This is a genomic window from Rhodanobacter sp. UC4451_H18, assembly GCF_052978225.1.
This window is the reverse complement of sequence record NZ_CM129663.1, coordinates 3,635,271-3,660,523: the sequence shown is the minus strand read 5'-3', so window position 1 is coordinate 3,660,523 and position 25,253 is coordinate 3,635,271. Positions and strand designations below refer to the sequence as shown.

Here is a 25,253-nt window from a genome sequence, read left to right as displayed (position 1 = left end):
AACGGGTAACGGACCGCGGCAGGGAGCGGCGCCAGGCAACTTCAACGCACTGGAGGAATGCACGCATGAAGAAGGTGATATTCGCGGCCATCTTTGCCTTGGTCGCGGTGGTCGCGCAGGCCAGCTCGGTCAAGGATCTCGAATCCTCCGCCGTCATCGACGGCAGCATCGTGGTGACCACGGATGGCTCGGTGCGGACCACGCAGATCGATGAGCCCGAGAAGTACGGTCCCATCGCCGAGATGGTGCGCAACGCCGCGCTGAAGTGGCGCTTCCAGCCCGTGCTGCGCCATGGCGAACCGGTGGTGGCGAAAGCCAGCATGCATGTCCGCGTGGTGGTCAAGAAATTGTCCAAGGGCCGCTATGCCGCGCGCATCACGGGCGCGACGTTCGGCGACGACGACCTCGTGCCCACCAACGAGCTGCGATATGCGGACAGCCAGCGGGTCATGCCGATCTACCCCGCCGCCCCGGCCAAGGCCGGCGTGGACGCCACGGTGTACGTGGTGTTGCGCGTGAACCGCAGCGGCCGCGTCGCCGATGCCGTGGCCGAACAGGTGAACCTTGGCAGCCCCGGGGCCGAAGTTCTGGCGCGCAGATACCGCCGTGCCTTCGCCGAGGCGGCGCTGGAGGCGGCGCGCAAGTGGACTTTCAAGGTCCCCACCACCGGCGAGCTGGCCGCCAGATCGGACTGGACGGCTCGCGTCCCGATCAATTTCCACATCGAATCACCGCGCCATGGCGATGCCGTGCCGGTCTGGCAGACCTACGTTCCCGGGCCGTACACGCCCGCCCCATGGGTTCACCGCCCGGGGCAAGACGCCGGCGATGCCATTGCCGAGGGTGCGCTGCAGACCGATGGCACCGGCCCGGTACTGCTCAGCAAACCGGACCAGGGCTGACAAGCGGCGAATAGCGCGCCGTCCGGTGGCGCGGAAGCGGCGCTTGCCCAAGGACACGCCATGGTGGCGATCACGCCGCCGCAGGCGTGGCTCAGGCCTGGTCGCAGAAGAGGTTCGGCGAACCCACCACGCGCGCGCCCACCGTTTCCCCGCGCAGGAAAGCAAACGCCGCGTTGATCACCTCGGGCGCATCGAGCACGCGGCGGTGACCGAGGCCCTGCGTCGTGTACAGCCGCGCGCCGGAGCAGTACTGGGCGTAGCGCTCGCCCTCGCCCCACGGCACCTCGGTGTCATCGAGGTCGTGCACGATCAGCACGGGCTGGCCCAGCGCGGGCAGGTGGCGATGCACCTGCAGTTGTTCGACGCTGACGCCGGTGCGGCGCAGCAGCCAGTCGAAGAATGGTTGTTGCAGGTGTTCGCCCAGGCGCACGAAGCGGAAAAAACGGCTGGCCGCGGCCTTCATGTCTGCCGCCGGCGCCACCAGGATCAGCCGCCGCGCATGCCAACTCTCGTCCTGCGCGAAGACAACGGCGGTGCCACCCAGCGAGTGGCCGACCGCCAGCGCGGCGTTGCCGTAATGTTCGCCGATCGCGTGGATGGTCGCGGTGAATTCCGGCAGCGTGCACAGCGTGCCGCTGCTGTGGCCATGGCCGGGCTGGTCGAACGTGACCACGGCCAATCCCAGCGCGCGCAAGCGCGCCACCCACGGCAGGAAGCGCAGGCCGAAGCTGGACCAGCCGTGCGCCAGCAGCGCATACGGCTGGATCGAGGGATCGCCCCAGACATAGGTGGCGATGGTTTCGCCGTTGACGCGCAACTCGCCGCGGCGCATGTCCGCGTCGCCCTGCACGGCTTCGGCGCGGCTGCGGCTGCTGGCGAACGGGGTGGCAAACAGGCGCGCGGCGCGGTTCACGGTGCGCCCGGGCGCGATCCGCCCGCCCAGCACGAAGCCGGTGCGCACGGTGCCGAGCCTGATTTTTTCGATGACGGTGGACATGGGTCTCGCCTCAGGTTTGCCAGCTGCGCCACAGGCGCTCGAAGGCCGCGCGGGTGCGCTGGCCGGCTTCGTCGAATCCGAACAGCCCGGCGTCGTGGTGCAGGCCGAGCATCAGGGCGTAGATCTCGAAGGCGAGCTGGGCGACGTCGGTGTCGCTGCGCAGGTGGCCCAGTTCCACCGCCTGCGCGATCGCCTTCTGCAGTTCGTCGCGCCAGCCGGCCTGCTGCCGCACCACGCCGTCGTGCAGCGCACCGTCGCGGCCGTCGTACTCGCTCACGGCCGACAGCAGCACGCAGCCGCTCTGGTGCTCGCGGCTCCACTCGAACCAGTGCGCCACGATCGCGCGCAGCCGCGGCAGGCCGCGTGGCTGCTTCAGCGCGGGGAGCAGCACCTGGGTCACGAAGCGCTGGCGGCCGGTGTCGAGCACGGCCAGTTGCAGGTCTTCGCGCGAGCCGAAGTGGGCGAACACGCCGCTCTTGGACATGCCCACGTCGCTGGCCAGGCCGCCGATCGACAGGCCTTCCAGCCCGTCGCGGCGGGCCAGCGCATAGGCATGATCGAGGATGGTGTCGCGGGTGGCCGTGCGCTTGCCGGGGCGGGTTGCGAGTGTCATGTCGGAAAAATAGCACGACCGTTCGTTCTATATCAAATGGCACTCACACAGTCTCGGCGGACCTTGCGGCTATGCTTCACCACTGCACGCCATGGAGGATTCCGCATGAAAATCCGCAACCTGGGCATTCCGCTCGCCACCGCCCTGCTGGCCGCCTGTGTCACCTCGCCCACCGGCCGCTCGCAGCTGATGGTGGTGTCGGACAGCCAGATGAGCCAGATGGGGCTGGCCGCGTTCAACGACATGCGCAAGCAGGGCAAGTTCGTCGACGCGCCGCGCGAGCGCGCCTATGCCACCTGCGTGTCCCGCGCGCTGGTCGCGGTGCTGCCGCCGCCGTGGAATACCCAGCAGTGGTAAGTGCAGATCGTTGGTGACGACACCGCCAACGCGTTCGCCCTGCCCGGTGGCCGGATCGGCGTGAACAAGGGCATGTTCAAGCTCGCCGACAACCAGGACCAGCTGGCCGTGGTGCTCGGCCACGAGCTGTCGCACGTGGTGGCACGCCACGGCGCGGAGCGCGTGTCCGACAACATGGCGGCGCAGGCGGCGGTGGCCGCCGGCACGATCTACGCCGGGTCGCGCGGCGGCGACGCCGGCAACGCCGCCGCCCTGCTGGGCGCCGGCGCGCAACTGGGCATCCTGCTGCCGTTCTCGCGCACCCAGGAAAGCGAGGCCGATACCTTGGGCCAGCGCTACATGGCGCAGGCCGGTTTCGATCCGCGCGCGGCGGTGGTGCTGTGGCAGAAAATGGGCGCGCAGGGCGGCAGCAAGCCGCCGGCATTTCTTTCCACGCATCCCGCGCCGGGCAACCGCGCCGAGGCGCTGGGTCGGCAGGCGCAGCAGTTGCTGCCGGTCTATCAACACGTACGCGCCAGCGGCCACGCACCGGACTGCCACTTGTGAACGGCGCTTGATCGCCGCCTGAACGAGCCACGCGCGGCGGGTCAACTGCCCGCCGCGCATCTCGTTTTCCATCCTGCCTGCCGCCTGACGCGGCGCCGACGGAGAACGCGATGTTGCGCAGCCCACTCAAGTTTGCCCTGCTGGCCGGTTTCGGCCTGAGCCTTGCCGGCGCGCTGTATGCGCCGCCCGCCACCGCGCACGCGCGGGTCGCGGTGGGCGTGAGCATCGGCGTGGCGCCGCCGCCGGCCCGCTTCGAACGCGTCCCGCCGCCACGCCGCGGCTACGTCTGGGCGCCCGGTTACTGGCGCTGGAACGCGCCCGCGCATCGCCATGTCTGGGTCGGCGGCTACTGGGTGCGGATGCGTCCGGGCTACCACTACCGGCCGGCGCATTGGGTCCGTCACGGCCACGATTGGCGCTTCCGGGGCGGCTACTGGGGCCGCTGAAGGCCGCGGCCCGCGGCGCTCCATCCGCAGCCGGCTTGACGCGCCGCACCATCGCCGCAGGGGACGACGTACTAAACTTGGCGTTTTGACTGATCGCCCCGGCCCTGGTCGGGGCGATCGATTTCGTCCCTTACCACCATCGAGCGGGCCGCGTGCCCGCACCTTAGTCGGCGAGGCCTGCGGGCAACGTCAATCCATGGAGTCACCGTCGCAATGATTTTTGAAACCATCGCCAAGACCGGCCACGAAGAAGTCGTGTTCTGCCACAACGCCGACGCCGGCCTGAAGGCCATCGTCGCGATCCACAACACGGTGCTGGGCCCCGCGCTCGGCGGCCTGCGCATGTGGCCGTACAAGTCCGAGGCCGAAGCGGTGAACGACGTGCTGCGCCTGTCGCGCGGCATGACCTACAAGAACGCCGTGGCCGGCCTGAACCTGGGCGGCGGCAAGGCGGTGATCATCGGCGATCCGAGCAAGGACAAGTCCGAGGCGCTGTTCCGCTCGTTCGGCCGCTTCATCAACTCGTTGAACGGCCGCTACATCACCGCCGAGGACGTCGGCATCGACGTCAACGACATGGAATACGTGTTCCGCGAAACCGAGTACGTCACCGGCGTGCACCAGGTGCACGGCGGCTCGGGCGATCCCTCGCCGTTCACCGCCTACGGCACGCTGCAGGGCCTGATGGCCACGCTGCAGTTCAAGCACGGCAACGAGGACGTGGGCAAGTACAGCTTCGCGGTGCAGGGCTGCGGCCACGTCGGCGGCGAGTACATCAAGCTGCTGCGCGAACAGGGCGCCAAGGTGTTCGTCACCGACATCAACAAGGAAGCGGTGCAGCGCTGCGTCGACGAACTCGGTTGCGAGGCGGTGGGCCTGGACGAAATCTACGACGTGGACGCGGACGTCTATTCGCCGTGCGCGCTGGGCGGCACGCTGAACGAGCAGACCATCAACCGCATCAAGGCGAAGATCATCTGCGGCCCGGCCAACAACCAGCTGGCCACCGACGAGATCGGCGACGAGCTGAACCGCCGCGGCGTGCTGTATGCGCCGGACTACGCGGTCAACGCAGGCGGCGTGATGAACGTGTCGCTGGAGATCGACGGCTACAACCGCGAGCGCGCGATGCGCATGATGCGCACGATCTACTACAACCTGGGCCGCATCTTCGAGATCAGCAAGTCGCAGGGCGTGCCGACCTACCTGGCCGCCGACCGCATGGCCGAAGAGCGCATCGCCGCGATCGGCAAGATCAAGCTGCCGCACATGGGCAACGGCGGCACCCGCTTCCAGGGCCGCATGCGCGGTCAGTGATCCCGACGGTTGCGCAAGACAAGGGCCGCGTCGCGAGGCGCGGCCTTTTTCATGGCAATCACGCCAGGCAGACGCCGTTGCGGCCGGCGTGCTTGGCCGCGTACATCTGCTGGTCGGCGCGGGCGACGGCTTCCATGAAACCCTCGCCGCGGCGATATTGGGTCACGCCGGCGGAAAAGCTGAAGGGCTGGCCCTCCGCTGCCCGCAATCCGCGCACGCCCTGGAGCAGACGATCGACCGTGGCGAGCGCGTCGACCCCGGCGCTGTCCGGCATCAGCACGAGAAACTCCTCGCCGCCCCAGCGGGCCACCATGTCCGAGCCGCGCAGCAGGTCGCGCACCGTATCCGCGAATGCGCGCAGAACGCGGTCGCCGCCGGCGTGGCCGAGCGTGTCGTTGATTTCCTTGAAGTGATCCAGATCGATCAGCGCCACCGAAAAGATCGTGCCGCTGCGCTCGGCGCGTGCCTGTTCCTGGGCCAGGCGATCCTGCGCGTGGCGGCGGTTGGCGAGTCCGGTGAGTTCGTCGTAGGCGGCGAGCCGCTGCACTTCCTCCAATGCGCTGGCCAGCGCCACGCCCTGTTCGCGCAGGTTGGAACGCAGGCGCGAGAGCCGCGACGCCACGTACGAAATCACCGGCAGCACGATCAGCAGCATGCCAAGGGCGGAAATGTCGTCGAGCATTTCCGGCGAGTCCAGCGACCACCCGATGGCGGGCGCGCGCTGCCACTCCATCACCGCGATGCTGACCAGAAAGCTTGCCAGCGCAAAGATGGTGAGCCGGGCGATGCGCTGCCACGGCAGCGAGAACGCGCCGAAGGTGAAGACCAGCAGCAGCGGGCACAATGCCAGGTGGCGCGCGCTGCCTGCGGACATGTAGGCATAATCCACGGCCACGATCGCCAGCACGGTCTGCCATTCGGTGAGCGCCGGATCGGCAAAGCGCAAGCTGAAGCCGCTGCGCAACGCGGCGTAGATGAGCCCCTGCCCGATCGCCTCGATCACGCCCAGGATCAGCAGGTTTTCCCAGCTCATCCAGCCCAGGAAAACGCCGCCTGCAAAGAACAGCGCGCAGCCCGCGGTGGCCACGCAGGCGATCAGCCACTGGCGCAGCCGGATGCGCTGGTGTCGCTCCGACCCCAGGATGATCTTGTCCAACCGCTGCATCAACGTTGTCACGTGGGCCTTGCCACCTCTTGTCGCCGGGGCATACATGGGGTGCACCATGGGCAACTGTGCCCATGGACAACCTGCAAGGCGGCCCGAACTCTGACGGTTGCCCGCCGTCGTCTTGCGACACGGCAACGGCCGGGGCGGCGAAAACTTTAGCCGGTCCCCGCGCAGGACTCGGTGAAGGCCGCCTGGCGGCGCTCCCGCGGCCGTTGCGTGGGCACGCCAGACTGTCCATCCCCCTTCCGGCTTTGCGTATGCGCGGCGGTCAACGAATAATCGGGTACGGGAGGTGCCACGGATGCGCAGGATGATGATCTGGCTGGGTTGCGGCATGTTCGCGCTGGTGCTGCTGATGGTCAGCGGGCTGTTGCTCGCCGATCGGCTGACCCCGCGCGCCACCGGTGCCCCGAGCAGCGCGTTGCCGACGCAGCCGGCGCAGACCCCGATCGATCGCGAACTGGCCCCGTACCTGGCCGCGCACCCCGGCGAGACCGCGGCGACCCTGCTGCCCGACGGCCTGGACGCGTTCGCCGCGCGCGCAGCCTCCGCGCGCCTGGCCGGGCGCAGCCTGGACCTGCAGTACTACATGTGGCACGACGACCTGGTCGGCCACCTGCTGGCGCGCGAGGTGTACGCCGCGGCGGAGCGTGGCGTGCGCGTGCGCCTGCTGCTCGACGACATCAACACCAAGGGCCTCGACCCGGCGCTGCTGGCGCTGGACGCGCACCCGAACATCGAGGTGCGCCTGTACAACCCGTTCCGCAACCGCAGCGGCGTGTGGCGATTGCTGGAGATGGTGCAGCGTTTCTTCAGCGTCAACCACCGCATGCACAACAAGGCGTGGATCGCCGACGGCCGCGTCGCGCTGGTCGGGGGGCGCAACATCGGCGACGAGTACTTCGACGCCAACCGCAGCGTGAATTTCCGCGACCTCGACATGCTCCTGCTCGGTCCGGCCGTGGCCGACGCCAGCGCGATCTTCGACGACTTCTGGAACTCCAGCGCCGCGGTGCCGATCGAGGCTCTGAACCCGCAGACACCGGAAAATCTGCACAGGCTGGTGGCCGCGCTCGCCCACGAGTCCGCCGACGCGGCCGCGCAGGTCTACCTTGGCCGCGTCGCCGCCTCGCCTTCGGCGCAGCGCCTGACCAACCACGAGCTGGTGCCGCACTGGAGCGCGAACATCACCGTGGCATCCGATCCGCCGCAGAAGACAAAAGGCGCCGACCGCCGCGGCTGGCTGCAGCCGCGGCTGGCCGCGCATCTCGACGGCATGCATCGCGAGGTACTGCTGATCTCGCCCTACTTCGTCCCCGGCAAGCAAGGCACGGCGACCCTGCTCGGGCTGGCACGCGGCGGCACCCGCGTCGGCGTGGTCACCAACTCGCTGGCCGCGAACGACGTGCCGGCCGTACACAGCGGCTACGAGCGCTATCGCGATCGGTTGCTGGATGGCGGCGTGAGCCTGTTCGAGATCCGTCGCCACGGCCCGGTCGCCACCCACGGCCTGTTCGGCAGCAGCGGCGCCAGCCTGCACACCAAGGCATTCGTGATCGACGGCGCGCGCGGCTTCGTCGGATCGTTCAACCTCGACCCGCGCTCGGCCAACCTCAACACCGAGATGGGCGTGCTGTTCGACGACCCCGGCCTGGCCCGCGACCTGCGCCAGGAATACCTGCGGCTGGCCGCGCCGGTGCTCAGCTACGCGGTGCGCCGCGGCGCGGATGGCTCGACACAGTGGCTGGACCGCAGCACGCAGCCGCCGCAGGTGCTGGAGCACGAGCCCGACACCAGCTGGTGGCTGCGCACGACCACCCGCGCGATCAGCTGGCTGCCGATCGAATCGCAGCTGTAGGGACGCACGGGCCAGGCGGTGCCGCGTGCGCTAAAATCAGCGGCTCGCACCCAAGGAACCACCATGCGCCCGTTCCCGCTCGGAGAAGACATCGACCTGTTGCGCGAATCCGTGCATGCGTTCGCGGAGAAGGAGATCGCCCCGCGCGCCGACCGCATCGACCGCGACAACCTGTTCCCCGCCGACCTGTGGAAGAAGTTCGGCGAGATGGGGCTGCTCGGCGTGACCATTCCCGCCGAATACGGCGGCAGCGGCATGGGGTTCCTCGCGCACATGGTGGCGATGGAGGAGATCTCGCGCGCTTCCGGTTCGGTGGGCCTGTCCTACGGCGCGCACTCCAATCTCGCCGTGCAGAACATCTTCCACAACGGCAACGAGGCGCAGCGGCGCAAGTACATCCCGAAACTGTGTTCGGGCGAGTACGTCGGCGCGCTGGCGATGAGCGAGCCGGGCGCCGGCTCGGACGTGGTCGGTTCGATGAGCTGCAAGGCCGAGAAGAAGGGCGACGCCTGGGTCGCCAACGGCAACAAGATGTGGATCACCAACGGCCCGGACGCCGACGTGCTGCTGGTCTACATGCGCACCGCGCCGCGCGTCGCCGGCAGCCGCTGCATGACCGCCTTCATCGTCGAGAAAGGCATGAAGGGCTTCCACACCGCGCAGAAGCTGGACAAGCTGGGCATGCGCGGCTCCAACACCTGCGAGCTGGTGTTCGAGGATTGCGCGATCCCCGAGGAGAACATCGTCGGCGAGGTCAACGAGGGTGTACGCGTGCTGATGAGCGGCCTGGACACCGAGCGGCTGGTGCTCTCCGGCGGCCCGATCGGATTGATGCAGGCATCGCTGGACCTTGCCCTGCCCTACGTGCGCGAGCGCAAGCAGTTCAACGCGCCGATCGGAACGTTCGGCGTGATGCAGGCGAAGATCGCCGACATGTACACGCGGCTGCAGTCCTCGCGCGGCTTTGCCTACATGGTCGCGCAGCAGTTCGACAATGGCGTCAAGTCGCGCATCGACCCGGCCGCGTGCCTGCTCAACGCCTCGGTCAACGCGGTGCAGGTGGCGCTGGAGGCCATCCAGACCCTCGGCGGCAACGGCTACATCAACGAGTTCCCCGCCGGGCGCCTGCTGCGCGACGCCAAGCTGTACGAGATCGGCGCCGGCACCAACGAGATCCGCCGCATGCTGATCGGCCGCGAACTCTTCCACGGCAAGGCATGAACCACATGCGCCGACAAAGGCATCGGCGCCGGCACATCGAACCGAATTCCGCCGCATGCTGATCGGCCGCGAACTCTTCCACGGCAAGGCATGAACCATATGCGCCGACAAAGGCATCGGCGCCGGCACATCGAACCGAATCCCGCCGCATGCTGATCGGCCGCGAACTCTTCCACGGCAAGGCATGAATCACATGCGCCGACAAAGGCATCGGCGCCGGCACATCGAACCGAATTCCGCCGCATGCTGATCGGCCGCGAACTCTTCCACGGCAAGGCATGAACCACATGCGCCGACAAAGGCATCGGCGCCGGCACATCGAACCGAGTCCCGCCGCATGCTGATCGGCCGCGAACTCTTCCACGGCAAGGCATGAAGCAAGGCGCCGAGGGAAGGTGCCAGACATGAAAAGGCCCGCACGACGCGGGCCTTTTCATCACGCATGACTCGCGCGTTTCAGAACGTCCAGTTGAAGCTGATGGTGCCGGTCTGACCCTGCTGGTGCTGGCCGGCGTAGCGGTCGTAACCCAACTGCAGGCTGGCCGCCGGGCTCATTTGCCAGTCCAGCGTGGTGCCAAGCACGCTGCCGTAGCGCGCCAGCCCGATGCCGCCGACCGGGGCAAACTGGTTGACGCCGCTGAAGCTGGCGTCGACCCACTCGCCACGCAGGCCGAAACTCTGCTGCCACAGCAGGCGCGTGCGCAGGCTGAGGCTGCCGCCATGCGCCAGCGCCCACGTGCGCGTGGCGCGCACGCCCAGGCCGGCCTGCCACAGGGCGGTGGTCTGCGCTCCCGACTTCAGTCCGAAGCCATAGGCGCCGACTTCGTTGAAGCCATCGCGTTGCAGCTGGGCGTACTGCATGTCGACGTACGGCGTCAGCTCGGTGCGACCCAGCGCAAGGCGGTAACCGCTCTCGCCATAAGCCACGCCGTAGCGGCCATTGACGTTGCTGGCCACGCCGGTGACCTGGTTGCCCAGTTGCACCTGGCGACGCATCATCTCGCGATAGCTGCCAAGCCCGAAGCGGCCCATGGTGTACCACGAGCCGTGGATGATGCCGCCGTACAGCATGCCTTCCAGCGCGTGGCTGCGGCCCTGGTCGGCACTGCCGGCCAGCCGGCCCAGCCCCTCGCTCTGGCTGATCGCGTAACCAGCCACCGCGTTGCCGCCGCCGAACCGGTAATCCTGGCCGACCAGCCAGCCACTGAGATCGACGCCGACGTTGCTGTAGCCGCTGCGCGACAGGTCGCCGTGATAGCCGAGGTTCTGCGTCCAGCCACCGGGCTGCGGGTTGTCGACCAGCGTATCGAAACGATCCGACAACGCGCGCGTGCCGGCGTTGATCGCCTCCAGCGTCATCGCGGCACTGGCCGCGTGCAGTTGGCCGGACAGGCTCTCCAGCGAATTCTGCAGCGCCGGGATGCCCTGCGTGTGCTGCAGGTTGCCGGCGCCCTCGATGAAGCCCAGCGATGCCGGCGCGATCCCCGACGGCGCCGCCGGACCCAGTTGGGTGTTGATCTGGTCGAATGCCGTCTGCACGCGCTGGGCCGCACCGTAGGACGCGGCGGTATAGCCCATCCCCTGCACGGCCGTGGCTTGCACCTGGGTCACGTTGAGCCAGGCGTTGTTGCCGTCGTAATTGAGCGTGGCGGTGAGCAAGGTGACGTTGGATGCCTTGTTCAGCGCACTGAACGTCCCGGTGAGGCCGCCGGTCGCGGTGAGCACGTCGGTGTGCGTGTTGACCGTGTAGCCGGAGTCGTAGCCGGTGACGTACAGGTCGCCGCCGTTGAGCGTGGCGGTGCCGGTCACGCGCAATGCCGAACCCAGCGAAAGCGCCAGTCGCCCGCTGCTCTGCTGGGTGTAGTTCCCAGCCACGTTGACGTCGCCGCCGGCCACGGCCAGCACGCCGGCATTGCCCACGTTGCCGCCGATATCGTGGGTCTGGCTCAGCGTGCCCGCGGTGCCGATGTTGACGCTGCCGCCCAGCGACTTCGCCGTGAGCGTGCCGCCCAGCACCTGGGTCATGCCGGTGTAGCTGGCCGCCTGGGTCAGGTTGAGCGTGCCGGTGCCTTGCTTGATCAGGCCGCCCGCGCCGGAGATCGGGTTGTTCCAGTTGGAGCTGCCGGTGAAGCTGACGGTGACGTCGCCCCAGTTGAACTTCGCCGGGCCGTCGACCGCCCGCCCGACGTTCAACGCGCCGTAGCCGAAGACCGGGTCCGGGCCGGCAGCGCCGAGATCATCGGCGGTGCCGAGCAGGGTCTGCCGCACCAGATCATTGGTGAAGTACGGGAACGCCTGCCACACCACGGCTGCGGCGCCGGAGATTTCCGGTGCAGCGAACGAGGTGCCCTTGACGATCCAGTAATCCGGGCTCGTCGTGCTGGCCGTTGCATCCTTGTCCAGTACGATCACGTCGCCCGGCGCGGCCAGGCAGTAGTCCATCGCCTTGCCGCAGGCGTTGGAATAACTGGCCAGCTGAGTCGGGTGCAGGCTGTCCAGCGCCACCGCGACCAGCCAGCCCTGCTCCAGATCGGGCGACAGCGTGGGCAAGGCGGCGATGTCGCTGGGATCGGTCCTGGATTCGTTGCCCGCGGCGAACACCACCAGGCCGCCGTGCTGCACCACGAAGGGTCGATAAGCGGCAGCGAAAGCCTGGTTGATCGAGGCGTCGGTGGTATCCCAGTAGATGCCGCCCCATGAATTGTTCATCACCTGCACGCCGGCATTGATCAGCGCCGGGTTCAGGGTCTGCGCGAAAAAGTCCGCGTCGGCGGCGGTGACCTTGTTGCCCTGGCCCGAACCGTCGTCGGTCGGCTCGGTGTCGCTGATGATGCGCGCCGATACCAGTTTGGCCCCGGGGGCGATGCCGCCCGGGAACTTGTCGAAAGCCGCGCCGGCGGCAATCTCCGATACCCAGGTGCCGTGCCCGACCACGTCGTCGATGGAGGTGTTGTTGAGCGTCGGGTCGACGTAGATCAGCTCCTGCGTGACCCGACCGGCCACGGTCGGATTGCTGCGCATGATGCCGCTGTCGACGACGCCCAAGGTGATGCCGGCGCCGGTGAAGCCCTTGCTGTGTGCGGCATAGGTGTTGGTGAGACCGAGCTGGGCGTCGATCGGCGGCTGATCGGCCGGCGGCGGTGCCGGTGGTGGTGCCGGCGGCGGAGCGGGTGGCGGCCCGGATGGAGTGACCGGCGGCGCCTTGACCATGCCGCCGCCACCGCCGCAAGCACCCAGTGCAAACGCCAAGGCCGTCACCAAGGCGACGTTGCGTCGACGCATTCCCGCCACAGTCCTGCTCATGTTCCTTCTCCCGTCTCGTTCAGCACGCCGACCGCCAACGCTCGATCGCGGCAGTAGTATCCCCCCGGATCGGCGTATCTTCGCACAACATAATGTCATGAAAAACGCGCCGATATGTGCGCTTCGTCTACTGCCGGGGCCATTTGCCGTCGCCGGGAGCGCACTGCGATAATCCAGAGGTTCATTCCGGGCATTTGCCCGTCGATTGCCACCTTTCAGTACCCCAGCGGAGTGTCATCATGTCGGACGTAAGCATCGTCATCACCGGTTCCAGGCGCACCGCCATCGGCTCCTTCCTCGGCCAGTTCACCGGCGTGCCCACCCCGAAGCTCGGCGCCACCGCGATCCGCGCGGCGCTGAAGCAGTCCGGCGTGGCGCCGGCCGAGGTCAGCGAGGTGATCATGGGCTGCGTGCTGCCGGCCAACCTGGGCCAGGCCCCCGCGCGTCAGGCGGCGCTGGCCGCCGATCTGCCGGCCGGCACCGGCTGCACCACGATCAACAAGGTGTGCGGCTCGGGCATGAAGGCGATCATGCTCGGCCACGACCTGATCAAGGCCGGCTCGGCCAGCGTGGTGGTGGCCGGCGGCATGGAGTCGATGACCAACGCACCGCACATGGTGCAGGCGCGTACCGGCATCCGCTACGGCGATGGCCAACTGGTCGACCACATGGCCTGGGACGGCCTGACCAACCCCTACGACGGCAAGTCGATGGGGGTGTTCGCCGAATCCTGCGCCGACAAGTACCACTTCACCCGCGAGGAACAGGACGCCTACGCGATCGAATCGGTCAATCGCGCCAAGGCAGCCCAGGCGAGCGGTGCGTTCGCCGACGAAATCGTCCCGGTCACGGTCAGCGGTCGCAAGGGTGACGTGCTGGTCGACACCGACGAGCAGCCCGGCCGCTCCGACATCGCCAAGGTGCCCACGCTCAAGCCCGCGTTCCGCAAGGAGAACGGCACCGTCACCGCCGCCAGCTCGTCCAGCATCTCCGACGGCGCTGCCGCGGTGGTGCTGATGTCCGCCGACGACGCGGCCAGCCGCGGGTTGAAACCGCTGGCCCGCATCGTGGCCCATGCCACCCATTCGCAGGAGCCGGAATGGTTCACCACCGCGCCGGTCGGTGCGATCCGCAAGGTGCTTGAAAAAGCCGGCTGGAAGGTCGAGGACGTCGACCTGTGGGAGATCAACGAGGCATTCGCGGTAGTGGCGATGACGCCGATGAAGGAGCTGGGCATTGCGCACGACAAGCTCAACGTCAACGGCGGCGCCTGCGCGCTCGGCCACCCGATCGGCGCCAGCGGTGCGCGACTGGTGGTGACGTTGATCAACGCCTTGAAAACGCGGGGATTGCGTCGCGGCGTAGCCTCGCTGTGCATCGGCGGCGGCGAGGCGACGGCGATTGCGGTGGAGTGCACCGACTGACACGACAAGGCGCCGTCCATCCCGCCGCCTTCACCTGACGCTTGCGTAAATCGTTTTGCCGGCAAGGCCCGCAGCACCATGAAAGATGTGGCGCAATGCCGGCGAAAGCGCTATTAATACACGGCCAAACGGCATTCCACGGCAAAGGAGATCACCCATGAAGTTTACGCGTACCCTACTCGCCGCCGCGCTCGTCGCGCTGTTGGCGGCATGCAGCAACGGCGCGCAGGATTCCGCGCAGGACGCCCAGAAGTCGGCGGACACGGCGCAGCAGGCGGCAGACCAGGCGCAGCAGGCTGCTTCGGAGGCCCCGAACACGGCCACCGAACAGGCTGCCGGCCAGGCCGCCACCGCCGCTTCCGCTGCGGGCGAGGCGGCCACCCAGGCTGCCGGCGCCGCCAGCGCCGCTTCCGCGATGGCTCCGGCCGCTGCCGGCACCTCGCATGACGCGATGTCGATGGCGAAGGATGCCGCCAGCAACGCGGCCGACGCGGCCAGCAACGCTGCCGACGCCGCCAAGAGCGCTGCCAGCAACGCGAAGGACGCCGCCGAGAAAGCCAAGGACGCCGCGAAGGGTCACTGATCCCCAGCTGGCTCTCGGCAACAGAAAAAACGGTCGCCTCGTGCGGCCGTTTTTTTTGCCCTTGATAACCAAGCCGCCTTGCCTTGCGCCGGCCACCTTCCGTTTTGGGGGGCACGCCGCCGCCGGTTATGATCCAGAGTTTGGCAACCCGCCGTTTCCCGCTTCCCGTGAATCCCTCCATGAATGTTTTCGCGACCCAGATCGACCCCCGCTCACCCGAGTTCCAGGGCAGCACGACCCAGTTGCGCGCCATGGTCGACGACCTGCACCGCGAACTGGCGCGCAACGCCGAGGGCGGCGGCGCGAAGGCACGCGAGAGGCACGTCGCCCGCGGCAAGCTGCTGCCGCGCGAGCGCATCCGCGCCCTGCTTGATCCCGGTTCGCCCTTCCTCGAACTGTCGCCGCTGGCCGCACACGGCATGTACGACGACGCCGCGCCCGGCGCAGGCATCGTCACCGGCATCGGCCGCGTGCACGGCGCCGAGGTGGTGGTGGTCGCCAATGACGCCACCGTCAAGGGCGGCACCTATTTCCCGATGACGGTGAAGAAGCACCTGCGCGCGCAGGAAGTGGCTCTGGAAAACCGCCTGCCCTGCATCTACCTGGTCGACTCCGGCGGTGCGTTCCTGCCACTGCAGGACGAGGTGTTCCCGGACAAGGAGCACTTCGGGCGGATCTTCTACAACCAGGCGCGGATGTCGTCGCTCAACATCCCGCAGATCGCGGTGGTGATGGGCTCATGCACCGCCGGCGGCGCCTACGTGCCGGCAATGAGCGACGAGACGATCATCGTGCGCGAGCAGGGCACCATCTTCCTCGGCGGCCCGCCGCTGGTGAAGGCGGCCACCGGCGAGGTGGTGGACGCCGAGACGCTGGGTGGCGCGGACGTCCATACGTCCATTTCCGGCGTGGCCGACCACTTTGCCGAGAACGACGCGCACGCGCTGTCGATCGCACGCGACATCGTGGCCCACCTCAACCGGAAGAAGGACATGCCGCTGGCGCTGCGCACACCGGTCGAGCCGAAGTATCCGGCCGAGGAACTGTACGGCGTGATCCCGCAGGACACCCGCCGCCCGTTCGACATCCGCGAGGTGATCGCGCGCATCGTCGACGGCTCGGAGTTCCATGAGTTCAAGGCGCGCTACGGCAAGACCCTGGTGTGCGGCTTCGCGCACATCCACGGCTACCCGGTGGGCATCGTCGCCAACAACGGCATCCTGTTCGCCGAGAGCGCGCTCAAGGGCGCGCACTTCATCGAGCTGTGCAACCAGCGCAACGTGCCGCTGGTGTTTTTGCAGAACATCACCGGCTTCATGGTCGGCAAGAAATACGAGCAGGCCGGCATCGCCAAGGACGGCGCGAAGATGGTCACCGCGGTCGCCTGCTCGCACGTGCCGAAGTTCACCGTGGTGATCGGCGGCAGCTTCGGTGCCGGCAACTACGCGATGTGCGGCCGGGCCTACGGGGCCCGCTTCCTGTGGATGTGGCCGAACGCGCGCATCTCGGTGATGGGCGGCGAACAGGCCGCGAGCGTGCTCGCCACGGTGAAGCGCGACGGCATCGAGGCCAAGGGCGGCGAGTGGTCGGCCGAGGAGGAGGAAGCGTTCAAGGCGCCGTTGCGCGAGCAGTACGAACGCCAGGGCCACCCGTATTACGCCAGCGCGCGGCTGTGGGACGACGGCATCATCGACCCGGCCGATACCCGGCGGGTGCTGGGACTGGCGATCTCCGCCTCGATGAATGCCCCGATCGAGCCGCAGCGCTATGGCGTGTTCCGCATGTAGTCAGGCGGACCGCCCTCAATCGCCGGCTTTTTCGCCGCGCAGGCGCACGTCGTCGGCAAGCATCTCGGCGCGTTCGGCTTCGGCTTCGCGTTGCGACTCGAAGAAGCGCTGCACCTGCTGGCACACTGCCATGGTGTTTTCACGCGCGATCGCCGAGACCAGGAACCACGGCTGGGTCCAGCCCAGCTTGTCGACGATGCCTTGCGCCACGGCCTGGCGTTCGCCCTCCGGCAGCACGTCGGCCTTGTTGAGCACCAGCCAGCGCGGGCGCTCGAGCAACTCCGGATTGAACTTCTGCAGCTCCTGCTCGATCGCGCGGACCTGATCGGCCACGTCGGTGCCGTCGATCGGCGCGATGTCGACGATGTGCAGCAGCAGGCTGGTGCGCGCCACGTGGCGCAGGAACTGGATGCCCAGCCCCGCCCCCTCGGAAGCGCCCTCGATCAGGCCGGGGATGTCGGCGATCACGAAACTCTGGTCGGTACCCAGGCTGACCACGCCAAGATTCGGGTGCAAGGTGGTGAACGGATAGTCTGCCACCCGCGGGGTCGCCGCCGACACCGCGCGGATGAAGGTGGATTTGCCCGCATTCGGGAACCCCAGCAGGCCCACGTCGGCCAGCAGGCGCAATTCGAGTTTCAGCTCGCGCACCTCGCCCGGCGTCCCTGGCGTGGCCTTGCGCGGGGCGCGGTTCACCGAACTCTTGAAATGGATGTTGCCCAGCCCACCCTTGCCGCCTTGCGCCACCAGCATGCGCTGGCCGTGGGCGGTCAGGTCGCCGATCACCTCGTCGGTGTCGACGTTGGTGACCATGGTGCCTACCGGCACGCGGATCGTGGTGTCCTCGCCGCCCTTGCCGTACATCTGGCTGCCCATGCCGTTCTCGCCGCGCTGCGCCTTGAAGCTGCGCTGGTGGCGAAAGTCGATCAGGGTGTTCAGGCCCTCGTCGGCCACCAGCCACACCGACCCGCCCGAGCCGCCGTCGCCGCCGTCGGGGCCGCCGAACGGAATGAACTTCTCCCGCCGGAAACTGATGCAGCCATTGCCACCGTCACCGGCCAGGACCTTGATTTGCGCTTCGTCGACGAATTTCATGGAATAGGGCCGGGAATGGAGAATCGGGAGTCGGGAATCGGAAGAGCAGGCAACCAGGGCATGGTACGAGGCCGGCGGCAGGCCCGCCTTTGCCATCCCGATTCCCGGCGGTACAAAACAAAAACCCCGCCGAAGCGGGGCCTTCGTTGCCGCGTCGCGAAGAGCTTACGCCTGCACGACGTCGACGAAACGGCGGTTCTTGTCGCCGCGGACAGCAAACTGGACCTTGCCGTCGACCAGCGCGAACAGCGTATGGTCGCGACCCAGGCCGACGCCATTGCCCGGATGGAACTGGGTGCCGCGCTGGCGCACGATGATGTTGCCGGCTTCGATGGCCTGGCCACCGTAGACCTTGACGCCGAGGTATTTCGGGTTCGAATCGCGACCGTTGCGGCTGGAACCTACGCCTTTTTTATGTGCCATGACTCAATGCTCCAGGTGCTCAGGCGTTGATGCCCGTGATCTCGATTTCGGTGAAATGCTGCCGATGGCCCTGCTGACGCTTGTAGTGCTTGCGGCGGCGGAACTTGATGATGCGGATCTTGTCGGCACGGCCGTGCTTGCGCACGGTGGCGCTGACGGTGGCGCCCTCGACGACCGGCGCACCGATGGTGACCGACTCGCCGGTGCCGACCAGCAACACCTGGTCGAAGCTCACGCTGGCGCCTTCATCGGCAGTCAACAGCTCCACGCGCAGCACGTCACCCTGCTGCACACGGTACTGCTTGCCACCGGTCTTGATGACTGCATAACTCATGGGAATGCCCTTCTGTCGTTATTCTCTTGGGTATCGCCAAGGCCCTGCGGGTCTGGCGAACCGCGGATTATAGCGATGGCAACACGGCCTGGTCAAATAGTGAGCAGGCCCACTGAACGCCCGCCCGGCGCTCAGTGGGCCACGGCCGGCGACGGCGCGGTGCCGCTGGCGGCGGGGCTGGCCGGGCAGCGGCCGGTGGCGTCCAGCGTACCCTTCTGCTGCAACTCCCGGATCATCTGTTCGCCGCGCTCGTGCCCCCATTGCTGGCCGACCTTCATGCCCTCGGCCATCGTCTGCGGCATCTGGGTGATCACCTTCTGGCCCAGCGCGGACTTGTAGAACTTCAGCAGGCCGGCCACATCGGCGGCGGTGAAGTGCTGCTGGTAGACCGGAACCATCCTGTCCAGCAGCTGCTCGGTGCCGGCCGCGTCGATGAAGCCCTGCCAGTAGGACGCCGGCACGCAGGGCACGGCCTGGCCCATCACGCCGGCCATCTGCGTGTTCATCTGGCTGAACATCTGGCTCAGGTGCATCACCTCGAACAGCTGGCGTACCTGCCTGGCGCTGGATTGCGCCGCCATCGCCGCGCCGCTCGCGCCCCATGCCAACACGGCCGCAGCCGCCATTCCTGCCCATCGGTGCATGCCGGTTCCCGGTCGAGTGGAACCGCCATTTAGCCACAGCCGCCGCGTCGGGGGAAAGCAAGGCGCGGCTCCTGTCGAGTGAACTATCCAAACTACTTGGTATAGTAATGAGTCCCCCCCATATACGGCGTCCATGGACACCATTCGCATCCGCGGCGCACGCACGCACAACCTCAAGAACATCGACCTCGACCTGCCGCGCGACCAGTTGATCGTGATTACCGGCCTGTCCGGCTCGGGCAAATCCTCGCTGGCGTTCGACACCATCTATGCCGAAGGCCAGCGCCGCTACGTGGAGTCGCTCTCCGCGTACGCACGACAGTTCCTGTCGATGATGGAAAAGCCCGACGTCGACCATATCGAAGGCCTGTCGCCGGCGATCTCGATCGAGCAGAAATCCACCTCGCACAACCCGCGCTCCACCGTGGGCACGATCACCGAGGTGTACGACTACCTGCGCCTGCTGTACGCCCGTGTGGGCACGCCGCGCTGCCCCGACCACGGCATCCCGCTGGAGGCGCAGACGGTAAGCCAGATGGTCGACGCCACGCTCGCGCTCGACCCCGGGCAGCGCTACATGCTGCTGGCGCCGGTGGTGCGCGAGCGCAAGGGCGAGCATGTGCAGGTGTTCGAGCAGCTGCGCGCACAGGGTTTCGTGCGCGCCCGCGTCGACGGCGCGGTGTACGACCTCGATGCGGTGCCGCCGCTGGGGCTGCGCATCAAGCACACCATCGAGGTGGTGGTGGATCGCTTCCGCCCGCGCGAGGACATCAAGCAGCGCCTGGCCGAATCGTTCGAGACCGCGCTGCGGCTCGGCGACGGGCTGGTGATCCTGGCCAACATGGATGCAACCGACGCCCCCGAGCAGTTGCTGTCCTCGCGCTATTCCTGCCCGGTCTGCGACTACTCGCTGCCGGAACTGGAGCCGCGGCTGTTCTCGTTCAACTCGCCGATCGGCGCCTGCCCGGCCTGCGACGGCCTGGGCGTGACCCAGGTGTTCGACGCCGCGCGCGTGGTCGGCCACCCGGAGCTGTCGCTGGCCAACGGCGCGGTGCGCGGCTGGGACCGGCGCAACGCACACTATTTCCAGCTGCTCATGTCGCTGGCCGCGCACTACGGCTTCGACGTCGACGCGCCGTGGCAGAAGCTTCCCGCGGACGTCCAGAAGGCCATTCTCTACGGCAGCGGCAAGGAACAGATTGCCTTCCGCTACATCACCGAGCGCGGCGGCAAGGTCACCCGCGAGCACGCGTTCGAGGGCATCGTGCCGAACCTGGAACGACGCTACAAGGAAACCGAATCCGCCGCCGTGCGCGAGGAGCTGGCCAAGTACATCAGCGACCAGCCCTGCCCCGCCTGCGAAGGCCAGCGGCTGAACCGCTCGGCGCGCAATGTGTTCGTCGCCGACCACGCGCTGCCCTCGCTCACCGCGCGCTCGATCGATGATGCGCTGGCGTTCTTCCAGGAGTTGAAGCTCAGCGGCTGGCGCGGCGAGATCGCGGTGAAGATCGTCAAGGAGATCCGCGAGCGGCTGACCTTCCTCAACGACGTGGGCCTGAACTACCTCACGCTCGATCGCCAGGCCGATTCGCTCTCCGGCGGCGAGGCGCAACGCATCCGCCTCGCCTCGCAGATCGGCGCCGGCCTGGTCGGCGTGATGTACGTGCTGGACGAACCGTCGATCGGCCTGCACCAGCGCGACAACGAGCGCCTGCTCGGCACGCTGACCCGCCTGCGCGACCTCGGCAACACGGTGATCGTGGTCGAGCACGACGAGGACGCGATCCGCATGGCCGACCACGTGCTCGACATCGGCCCCGGCGCCGGCGTGCACGGCGGCGAGATCGTGGCGCAGGGCACGGTGCAGGACATGCTCGACTCGCCGCGCTCGGTCACCGGCCAGTTCCTCTCCGGCGTGCGCGCGATCGAGGTGCCGAAGGAACGCCGCCAGCCTGTCGACGACGCGTGGCTGCATCTGAACGGCGCCAGCGGCAACAACCTCAAGCAGGTCGACCTGGCGATCCCGGCCGGCCTGTTCACCTGCGTCACCGGCGTGTCGGGTTCGGGCAAGTCGACCCTGGTCAACGACACCCTGTTCCGCCTCGCCGCGATCGAGCTCAACGGCGCCAGCGCGCAGCCGGCGCCGTTCAAGTCGGTCACCGGACTGGAACTGTTCGACAAGGTGGTCGACATCGACCAGTCGCCGATCGGCCGCACGCCACGTTCCAACCCCGCCACCTACACCGGCTTGTTCACCCCGCTGCGCGACATGTTTTCGCAGGTACCGGAGGCGCGCTCGCGCGGCTACACGCCAGGCCGCTTCAGCTTCAATGTGCGCGGCGGCCGCTGCGAGGCGTGCGAAGGCGACGGCATGATCAAGGTGGAGATGCACTTCCTGCCCGACGTCTACGTGCCCTGCGACGTCTGCCACGGCAAGCGCTACAACCGCGAGACGCTGGAGATCCTGTACAAGGGCCACACCATCGCCGACGTGCTCGACATGACGGTGGAGGACGCGCTGAAGCTGTTCGAGAACGTGCCAACCATCGCGCGCAAGCTCGACACCCTGCGTGCGGTCGGCCTCGACTACATCAAGCTCGGCCAGAGCGCGACCACGCTGTCCGGCGGCGAGGCGCAGCGTGTGAAGCTGTCCAAGGAGTTGAGCAAGCGCGACACCGGCAACACCCTGTACATCCTCGACGAGCCCACCACCGGATTGCACTTCCACGACATCGAGCAGCTGCTCGACGTGCTGCACCAGCTGGTCGACCAGGGCAACACCGTGGTGGTGATCGAGCACAACCTGGATGTGATCAAGACCGCCGACTGGGTGGTCGACCTCGGCCCCGAAGGCGGCGCCGGCGGCGGTCGCATCCTGGTCGCCGGCACGCCGGAGACCGTGGCGGCCACAACCGGGTCGCACACCGGCCACTTCCTCGCACCGCACCTGAAACCGGCCAAGCCGAAAAAGCCGGGCACCACCACGCGGGTCAAGGCCGCCACCAAACACATTGCCTCGGCCGACAAGTACAAGCCGATGCGCGGACGAAAGAAGAAGCCCACATGAGTACTCGCACCCCCAACCCGCCGCCAGCCGACACGGACACCGGCGCGGGCAAGCCGCTGTTCGTCGCCGCCATCGGCGTGCGCTGGCGCGATCTCGACGCGTTCAATCACGTCAACAATTCCAACTACCTCACCTACCTGGAAGAGGCGCGCCTGCAATGGCTCAGCCACGTGCCGGGCCCGTGGTTCGACGAGCACGCCATGCCGGTGATGGCCGCCAGCCAGGTCAACTACCGCCGCCCGATCGCGTGGCCCGCGCAGTTGCAGGTGCAGCTGTTCTGCGAGCGCATGGGCAACAGCTCGATGACGATCGCGCACCGGGTGATCGACGCCGAACGGGCCGACACCCTTTACTGCGACGGCAACGTGGTGATGGTCTGGATGGACCCGGCCACCGGCAAGCCGGTGCCGCTGCCAGAGGCGATCCGCCGCGCGGTGGAGTAAACGGCCCGTGCATGCCGCCGCCCGCACCTTCTTCACGGTCAGCGCAACCGGCGCCCATCGGATCGAAACGATCGCCGGCGCGCGCCATGCCTGGCGCTTCCGGCTGCATTTTCATGCCGGCGACGAAGTCGTGCGGATGTTGGCGGGACGGGCACGACTGCGCTTCCCCGATACCTGCAGAGACGTGGTCGCCGGCGATACCGTCGTGGTGCCGGCGGGTGTGATCCACCGCTTCGAACCGGTGGATGGCGGTGGCTGGTCCTTTGTCTCGCGCTTCGAGCAGCCCGCCGCGAACAGCGACGAGGGCCGCGAAGCGCTCATCGCGCGGGTCGCGGCCTTGCTGGCCGAACGACCTTCGCTGCACACCGACGTGGAGATGATCGCGCGCACGTGCGCGATTTCCGCCGGCCACCTGTCGCGCACGTTCCGCCGCCAGACCGGCACCAGCCTGCACAACTTCCACGTCCTGCTGGCCTTGCACAAGGCCAAGGCCCTCTTGCGGAACCAGGTGCCGATCATCGACGCGGCGCTCGACGCAGGCTTCTGCGACCAGGCTCATCTCAACCGCGAATTCGCGCGGACATTCGGCATGACTCCCGCCGCATTCCGAGCGGCCTGGGCCACTTGCGGATCGATGTCCAGGGCCATGTACAAGGTTCCGGGCAGCGGGTTGTCGTAATACGGCGCCACCGGATGAAAACCCAGCGCGACATAGAGCTGCCGCGCCGCCGCCATCGACGCCAGCGTATCCAGCAGCATGCACGCATAGCCGGCTCGCGCGGCCCACGCGATCGCCGCTTCGGCCAGTTGCCGCCCCAGCGCCTGCCCGCGCGCCGCCGGGCGCACGTAGAGGCGCTTGATCTCGCACACGCCAGGCTGCGGCCATGGGCGCAAGGCCACGCAACCCGGCGTGGCTCCCGCACTGTCGCGCGCGAGCAGGATCACGCCGCCTGGTGGCGCGTACTTGCCGGGCAGTTGCGCCAGTTCCGTGGCCACATTCTGAAAGGAAAGATCGACGCCGAGGCTGTCGACATATTCCGTGAGCAGTTGGCGCACGCTCCCGATGTCCTCCGGCAGGCGGGCGGGCGCGATGGTGACGGTCGGGGAGGCGGGCATGCTCGGTCACTCGCGGGAAAGCTCCCGACACGATAGTGAATCCGGACCGCCGGTTCTTGAACGGTTCTGATCGCACGCGCACCCCGCCGACGCGCGCTGCACGCGTGATCGTTATGATGGCCGTTCGGTCCCCACCATGGAATGCACCATGACGACAGCCCGCCACCTCCTCGCCTTCGCCTGTCTCACCGCCCTGGCCGGCACTGCCAACGCGCAGACGGCCGACAGCACGGCACTGAGCTTGTACCGCAGCGACAACCCCTCCCTGTATGCCAGCCAGGGCGGCGACGTCGACGCGGGCTACGCGGTAGTGCGCGAACAGCGCGCGCTGACCTTGGCCGCGGGCACCCACGACGTGACCATCGGCAACTTGCCGAATGCGCTGGACGCCGAGGCGCTGGCGCTGGCCTTTCCCGACAACGATGCCACGGTGATCTCGCAGCGGCTGTTGCTGGCGCAAGGCAACGACGGCGCGTTGTCCGGTCTGGTCGGACAGGAGGTCAACGTGCTGGGCAGCAACGGCGAATCGCTGGCCAACGGCACGTTGCTGCGTGCCGGCAACGGCCTGCTGGTCCGCGGCGTCAGCGGCGTCAGCGGCACCACGCTGGTGCGCGATTACGCGGCGGTGCGCAGCAACGGCGGCAGCTTCCCGCTTGGCTCCAGCCTCAGCCTGCGCGTGGACGCCGCCCGCGCCGGCCGGGCGCGCGCCGTGCTCAGCTATCCCACCGCCGGCCTGGGTTGGCGCGCTGCGTATGTGGCGACGCTGCAGCCGGGCAATGCCTGTCGCATGCAGTTCGAATCGCGCGCCAGCATCGCCAACCGCAGCGGGCGCGACTGGCAAGACGCCCAGCTCACCCTGATCGCCGGCGAGCCGAACATGGCCAGGGATTCCGGCCCGCGCCCGATGATGGCGATGGCGCGCGGCTACAGCGCCAAGGCCGAGGCGATGCCGCAGCAGGACAGCCTGGGCGATTACCGCAGCTTCACCCTGCCCGACAAGGTGAGCCTGCCCGACGGCAGCGTCAGCCAGGTGCCGCTGTATGCCACGCGCACGATGGATTGCGAGCGCACCACCTTGCTGGAGAACGGCAATGCCTTCGAGCCGCAGCAGCCTGTCATCCAGCGCGACTTCCAGCAAGGCGTCGGCGCCATCGTCAGCACGCTGCAACTGAAGGCCTTCGACAGCCTGCCCGCCGGTTACCTGCGCGTGCTCCAACACGACCGCCACGGCGTGCCGCAGTTCATCGGTGAAGGCCGCATCAACGACACGCCCAAGGGCAGCGACGCCACGATCACCCTGGGCACGCCGTTCGACCTGCGTGCCGAACGCACGCGCACCAGCTTCCACGTCGACAAGGACGGCCGCACCCTCGACGAGGCCTTCCGCATCGAGCTCAGCAATGCCGGCGACAGCGCGCGTACCGTGACGGTGCGCGAGCATCCCTCGCGCTGGCGCGAGTGGAAGCTGGTCTCCTCCAGCAGCAAGCCCGCGCAGCAGGACGCCGACACGCTCGAGTTCCGGGTAGAAGTGCCCGCCAACGGCAAGGCCACGCTGAGCTATGCCGTGCGCTACAGCTGGACCGCCGACCAACAGCCGCAGTAACCGAAC

General features: G+C 67.9%; 20 protein-coding genes and 2 pseudogenes. 13 read left to right on the top strand and 9 right to left on the bottom strand.

From position 1 onward, the window contains the following. Positions 1-65: 65 nt before the first annotated feature. Positions 66-902 (top strand): TonB family protein, encoded by an 837-nt coding sequence (locus tag ACVCMG_RS16350; RefSeq protein ID WP_447100041.1) that lies wholly within the window; start codon positions 66-68, stop codon positions 900-902. A 91-nt stretch (positions 903-993) separates the two neighbouring features. Here ACVCMG_RS16350 and ACVCMG_RS16345 read toward each other — a convergent pair whose 3' ends face one another. Both ACVCMG_RS16345 and ACVCMG_RS16340 read right to left on the bottom strand, forming a co-directional pair. After that, on the bottom strand, positions 994-1,899 hold the full coding sequence (locus ACVCMG_RS16345; RefSeq protein WP_447114558.1) for an alpha/beta hydrolase: 906 nt from the start codon (positions 1,897-1,899) through the stop codon (positions 994-996). Between the two features lie 10 nt (positions 1,900-1,909). Further along, positions 1,910-2,512, bottom strand: a complete 603-nt coding sequence (locus ACVCMG_RS16340; protein ID WP_447106419.1) for a TetR/AcrR family transcriptional regulator — start codon at positions 2,510-2,512, stop codon at positions 1,910-1,912. A 105-nt stretch (positions 2,513-2,617) separates the two neighbouring features. Here ACVCMG_RS16340 and ACVCMG_RS16335 point away from each other — a divergent pair. The 3 genes and pseudogenes from ACVCMG_RS16335 (at position 2,618) to ACVCMG_RS16325 (ending at position 5,178) form a co-directional block, all read left to right on the top strand. Next, positions 2,618-3,415: pseudogene (locus ACVCMG_RS16335) on the top strand (M48 family metalloprotease). Between the two features lie 110 nt (positions 3,416-3,525). Beyond that, positions 3,526-3,861, top strand: coding sequence for a YXWGXW repeat-containing protein (locus ACVCMG_RS16330; RefSeq protein WP_447114557.1), 336 nt, complete (start codon positions 3,526-3,528; stop codon positions 3,859-3,861). Between the two features lie 213 nt (positions 3,862-4,074). Then, the gene (locus tag ACVCMG_RS16325) at positions 4,075-5,178 is read left to right on the top strand and encodes a Glu/Leu/Phe/Val dehydrogenase dimerization domain-containing protein (RefSeq protein WP_395119529.1); all 1,104 of its coding nucleotides are present in this window, start codon (positions 4,075-4,077) and stop codon (positions 5,176-5,178) included. Between the two features lie 58 nt (positions 5,179-5,236). On the opposite strand, the gene ACVCMG_RS16320 is transcribed toward ACVCMG_RS16325, so the two are convergent. Beyond that, positions 5,237-6,682, bottom strand: a complete 1,446-nt coding sequence (locus ACVCMG_RS16320; RefSeq protein ID WP_447114556.1) for a diguanylate cyclase domain-containing protein — start codon at positions 6,680-6,682, stop codon at positions 5,237-5,239. Between ACVCMG_RS16320 and ACVCMG_RS16315 the strand changes: the two genes are divergently transcribed. Both ACVCMG_RS16315 and ACVCMG_RS16310 read left to right on the top strand, forming a co-directional pair. After that, positions 6,657-8,204: a phospholipase D family protein gene (locus ACVCMG_RS16315; protein WP_447114555.1), complete on the top strand. Its 1,548-nt coding sequence runs from the start codon at positions 6,657-6,659 to the stop codon at positions 8,202-8,204. The genes ACVCMG_RS16320 and ACVCMG_RS16315 overlap by 26 nt on opposite strands. A 63-nt stretch (positions 8,205-8,267) precedes the next feature. Then, positions 8,268-9,425, top strand: coding sequence for an isovaleryl-CoA dehydrogenase (locus ACVCMG_RS16310; protein WP_395119532.1), 1,158 nt, complete (start codon positions 8,268-8,270; stop codon positions 9,423-9,425). 456 nt (positions 9,426-9,881) lie between these two features. On the opposite strand, the gene ACVCMG_RS16305 is transcribed toward ACVCMG_RS16310, so the two are convergent. Beyond that, complete coding sequence (locus tag ACVCMG_RS16305) at positions 9,882-12,728, bottom strand: S8 family serine peptidase (protein ID WP_447114554.1); 2,847 nt, start codon at positions 12,726-12,728, stop codon at positions 9,882-9,884. 239 nt (positions 12,729-12,967) lie between these two features. On the opposite strand from ACVCMG_RS16305, the gene ACVCMG_RS16300 reads away from it, so the two are divergent. The 3 genes from ACVCMG_RS16300 to ACVCMG_RS16290 all read left to right on the top strand — a co-directional run bounded on the left by ACVCMG_RS16300 (position 12,968) and on the right by ACVCMG_RS16290 (position 16,522). After that, positions 12,968-14,152 carry a thiolase family protein gene (locus ACVCMG_RS16300; protein ID WP_395119534.1) on the top strand — a complete coding sequence of 395 codons (1,185 nt, stop codon included), beginning with the start codon at positions 12,968-12,970 and terminating at the stop codon, positions 14,150-14,152. 157 nt (positions 14,153-14,309) lie between these two features. Beyond that, positions 14,310-14,735 carry a hypothetical protein gene (locus tag ACVCMG_RS16295; RefSeq protein WP_395119535.1) on the top strand — a complete coding sequence of 142 codons (426 nt, stop codon included), beginning with the start codon at positions 14,310-14,312 and terminating at the stop codon, positions 14,733-14,735. A gap of 179 nt (positions 14,736-14,914) precedes the next feature. Then, positions 14,915-16,522, top strand: a complete 1,608-nt coding sequence (locus ACVCMG_RS16290) for a carboxyl transferase domain-containing protein (RefSeq protein ID WP_447100037.1) — start codon at positions 14,915-14,917, stop codon at positions 16,520-16,522. Positions 16,523-16,537: 15 nt separating this feature from the next. On the opposite strand, the gene cgtA is transcribed toward ACVCMG_RS16290, so the two are convergent. The 4 genes from cgtA to ACVCMG_RS16270 form a co-directional block, all read right to left on the bottom strand. Next, on the bottom strand, positions 16,538-17,617 hold the full coding sequence (gene cgtA / locus ACVCMG_RS16285; protein ID WP_447114553.1) for an Obg family GTPase CgtA: 1,080 nt from the start codon (positions 17,615-17,617) through the stop codon (positions 16,538-16,540). Positions 17,618-17,782: 165 nt separating this feature from the next. Further along, entirely contained in the window at positions 17,783-18,040 is a 258-nt protein-coding gene (gene rpmA / locus ACVCMG_RS16280) for a 50S ribosomal protein L27 (RefSeq protein WP_395119538.1), read from the bottom strand. 19 nt (positions 18,041-18,059) lie between these two features. Next, a complete protein-coding gene (rplU, locus tag ACVCMG_RS16275) occupies positions 18,060-18,374 on the bottom strand; it encodes a 50S ribosomal protein L21 (protein ID WP_395119539.1) in 315 nt (104 codons plus the stop codon). A gap of 131 nt (positions 18,375-18,505) precedes the next feature. Further along, on the bottom strand, positions 18,506-19,000 hold the full coding sequence (locus tag ACVCMG_RS16270; protein ID WP_447114552.1) for a DUF2059 domain-containing protein: 495 nt from the start codon (positions 18,998-19,000) through the stop codon (positions 18,506-18,508). A gap of 151 nt (positions 19,001-19,151) precedes the next feature. Between ACVCMG_RS16270 and uvrA the strand changes: the two genes are divergently transcribed. The 3 genes and pseudogenes from uvrA to ACVCMG_RS16255 all read left to right on the top strand — a co-directional run. Beyond that, positions 19,152-22,085, top strand: a complete 2,934-nt coding sequence (gene uvrA / locus ACVCMG_RS16265; protein ID WP_447114551.1) for an excinuclease ABC subunit UvrA — start codon at positions 19,152-19,154, stop codon at positions 22,083-22,085. Continuing rightward, complete coding sequence (locus tag ACVCMG_RS16260) at positions 22,082-22,528, top strand: acyl-CoA thioesterase (protein WP_395119542.1); 447 nt, start codon at positions 22,082-22,084, stop codon at positions 22,526-22,528. Before uvrA ends, ACVCMG_RS16260 begins: the two co-directional genes overlap by 4 nt. Positions 22,529-22,535: 7 nt before the next feature. After that, positions 22,536-23,093 (top strand): annotated as a pseudogene (locus tag ACVCMG_RS16255) (helix-turn-helix domain-containing protein); the annotation flags it as partial. On the opposite strand, the gene ACVCMG_RS16250 reads toward ACVCMG_RS16255, so the two are convergent. After that, positions 23,084-23,644, bottom strand: a complete 561-nt coding sequence (locus ACVCMG_RS16250; RefSeq protein ID WP_447106424.1) for a GNAT family N-acetyltransferase — start codon at positions 23,642-23,644, stop codon at positions 23,084-23,086. The pseudogene ACVCMG_RS16255 and the gene ACVCMG_RS16250 sit on opposite strands and share 10 nt — an antisense overlap. 148 nt (positions 23,645-23,792) lie before the next feature. Between ACVCMG_RS16250 and ACVCMG_RS16245 the strand changes: the two genes are divergently transcribed. After that, positions 23,793-25,247, top strand: coding sequence for a DUF4139 domain-containing protein (locus tag ACVCMG_RS16245; protein WP_395119544.1), 1,455 nt, complete (start codon positions 23,793-23,795; stop codon positions 25,245-25,247). Positions 25,248-25,253: the final 6 nt, after the last annotated feature.

What these genes read in the sequence shown, in the direction of transcription:
- ACVCMG_RS16350 (WP_447100041.1), top strand. Translation starts at nt 66, where the DNA reads ATGAAGAAGGTGATATTCGCGGCCATCTTTGCCTTGGTCGCGGTGGTC.
- ACVCMG_RS16345 (WP_447114558.1), bottom strand. Translation starts at nt 1,899, where the DNA reads ATGTCCACCGTCATCGAAAAAATCAGGCTCGGCACCGTGCGCACCGGC.
- ACVCMG_RS16340 (WP_447106419.1), bottom strand. Translation starts at nt 2,512, where the DNA reads ATGACACTCGCAACCCGCCCCGGCAAGCGCACGGCCACCCGCGACACC.
- ACVCMG_RS16330 (WP_447114557.1), top strand. Translation starts at nt 3,526, where the DNA reads ATGTTGCGCAGCCCACTCAAGTTTGCCCTGCTGGCCGGTTTCGGCCTG.
- ACVCMG_RS16325 (WP_395119529.1), top strand. Translation starts at nt 4,075, where the DNA reads ATGATTTTTGAAACCATCGCCAAGACCGGCCACGAAGAAGTCGTGTTC.
- ACVCMG_RS16315 (WP_447114555.1), top strand. Translation starts at nt 6,657, where the DNA reads ATGATGATCTGGCTGGGTTGCGGCATGTTCGCGCTGGTGCTGCTGATG.
- ACVCMG_RS16320 (WP_447114556.1), bottom strand. Translation starts at nt 6,682, where the DNA reads ATGCCGCAACCCAGCCAGATCATCATCCTGCGCATCCGTGGCACCTCC.
- ACVCMG_RS16310 (WP_395119532.1), top strand. Translation starts at nt 8,268, where the DNA reads ATGCGCCCGTTCCCGCTCGGAGAAGACATCGACCTGTTGCGCGAATCC.
- ACVCMG_RS16305 (WP_447114554.1), bottom strand. Translation starts at nt 12,728, where the DNA reads ATGAGCAGGACTGTGGCGGGAATGCGTCGACGCAACGTCGCCTTGGTG.
- ACVCMG_RS16300 (WP_395119534.1), top strand. Translation starts at nt 12,968, where the DNA reads ATGTCGGACGTAAGCATCGTCATCACCGGTTCCAGGCGCACCGCCATC.
- ACVCMG_RS16295 (WP_395119535.1), top strand. Translation starts at nt 14,310, where the DNA reads ATGAAGTTTACGCGTACCCTACTCGCCGCCGCGCTCGTCGCGCTGTTG.
- ACVCMG_RS16290 (WP_447100037.1), top strand. Translation starts at nt 14,915, where the DNA reads ATGAATGTTTTCGCGACCCAGATCGACCCCCGCTCACCCGAGTTCCAG.
- cgtA (WP_447114553.1), bottom strand. Translation starts at nt 17,617, where the DNA reads ATGAAATTCGTCGACGAAGCGCAAATCAAGGTCCTGGCCGGTGACGGT.
- rpmA (WP_395119538.1), bottom strand. Translation starts at nt 18,040, where the DNA reads ATGGCACATAAAAAAGGCGTAGGTTCCAGCCGCAACGGTCGCGATTCG.
- rplU (WP_395119539.1), bottom strand. Translation starts at nt 18,374, where the DNA reads ATGAGTTATGCAGTCATCAAGACCGGTGGCAAGCAGTACCGTGTGCAG.
- ACVCMG_RS16270 (WP_447114552.1), bottom strand. Translation starts at nt 19,000, where the DNA reads ATGGCGGCTGCGGCCGTGTTGGCATGGGGCGCGAGCGGCGCGGCGATG.
- uvrA (WP_447114551.1), top strand. Translation starts at nt 19,152, where the DNA reads ATGGACACCATTCGCATCCGCGGCGCACGCACGCACAACCTCAAGAAC.
- ACVCMG_RS16260 (WP_395119542.1), top strand. Translation starts at nt 22,082, where the DNA reads ATGAGTACTCGCACCCCCAACCCGCCGCCAGCCGACACGGACACCGGC.
- ACVCMG_RS16250 (WP_447106424.1), bottom strand. Translation starts at nt 23,644, where the DNA reads ATGCCCGCCTCCCCGACCGTCACCATCGCGCCCGCCCGCCTGCCGGAG.
- ACVCMG_RS16245 (WP_395119544.1), top strand. Translation starts at nt 23,793, where the DNA reads ATGACGACAGCCCGCCACCTCCTCGCCTTCGCCTGTCTCACCGCCCTG.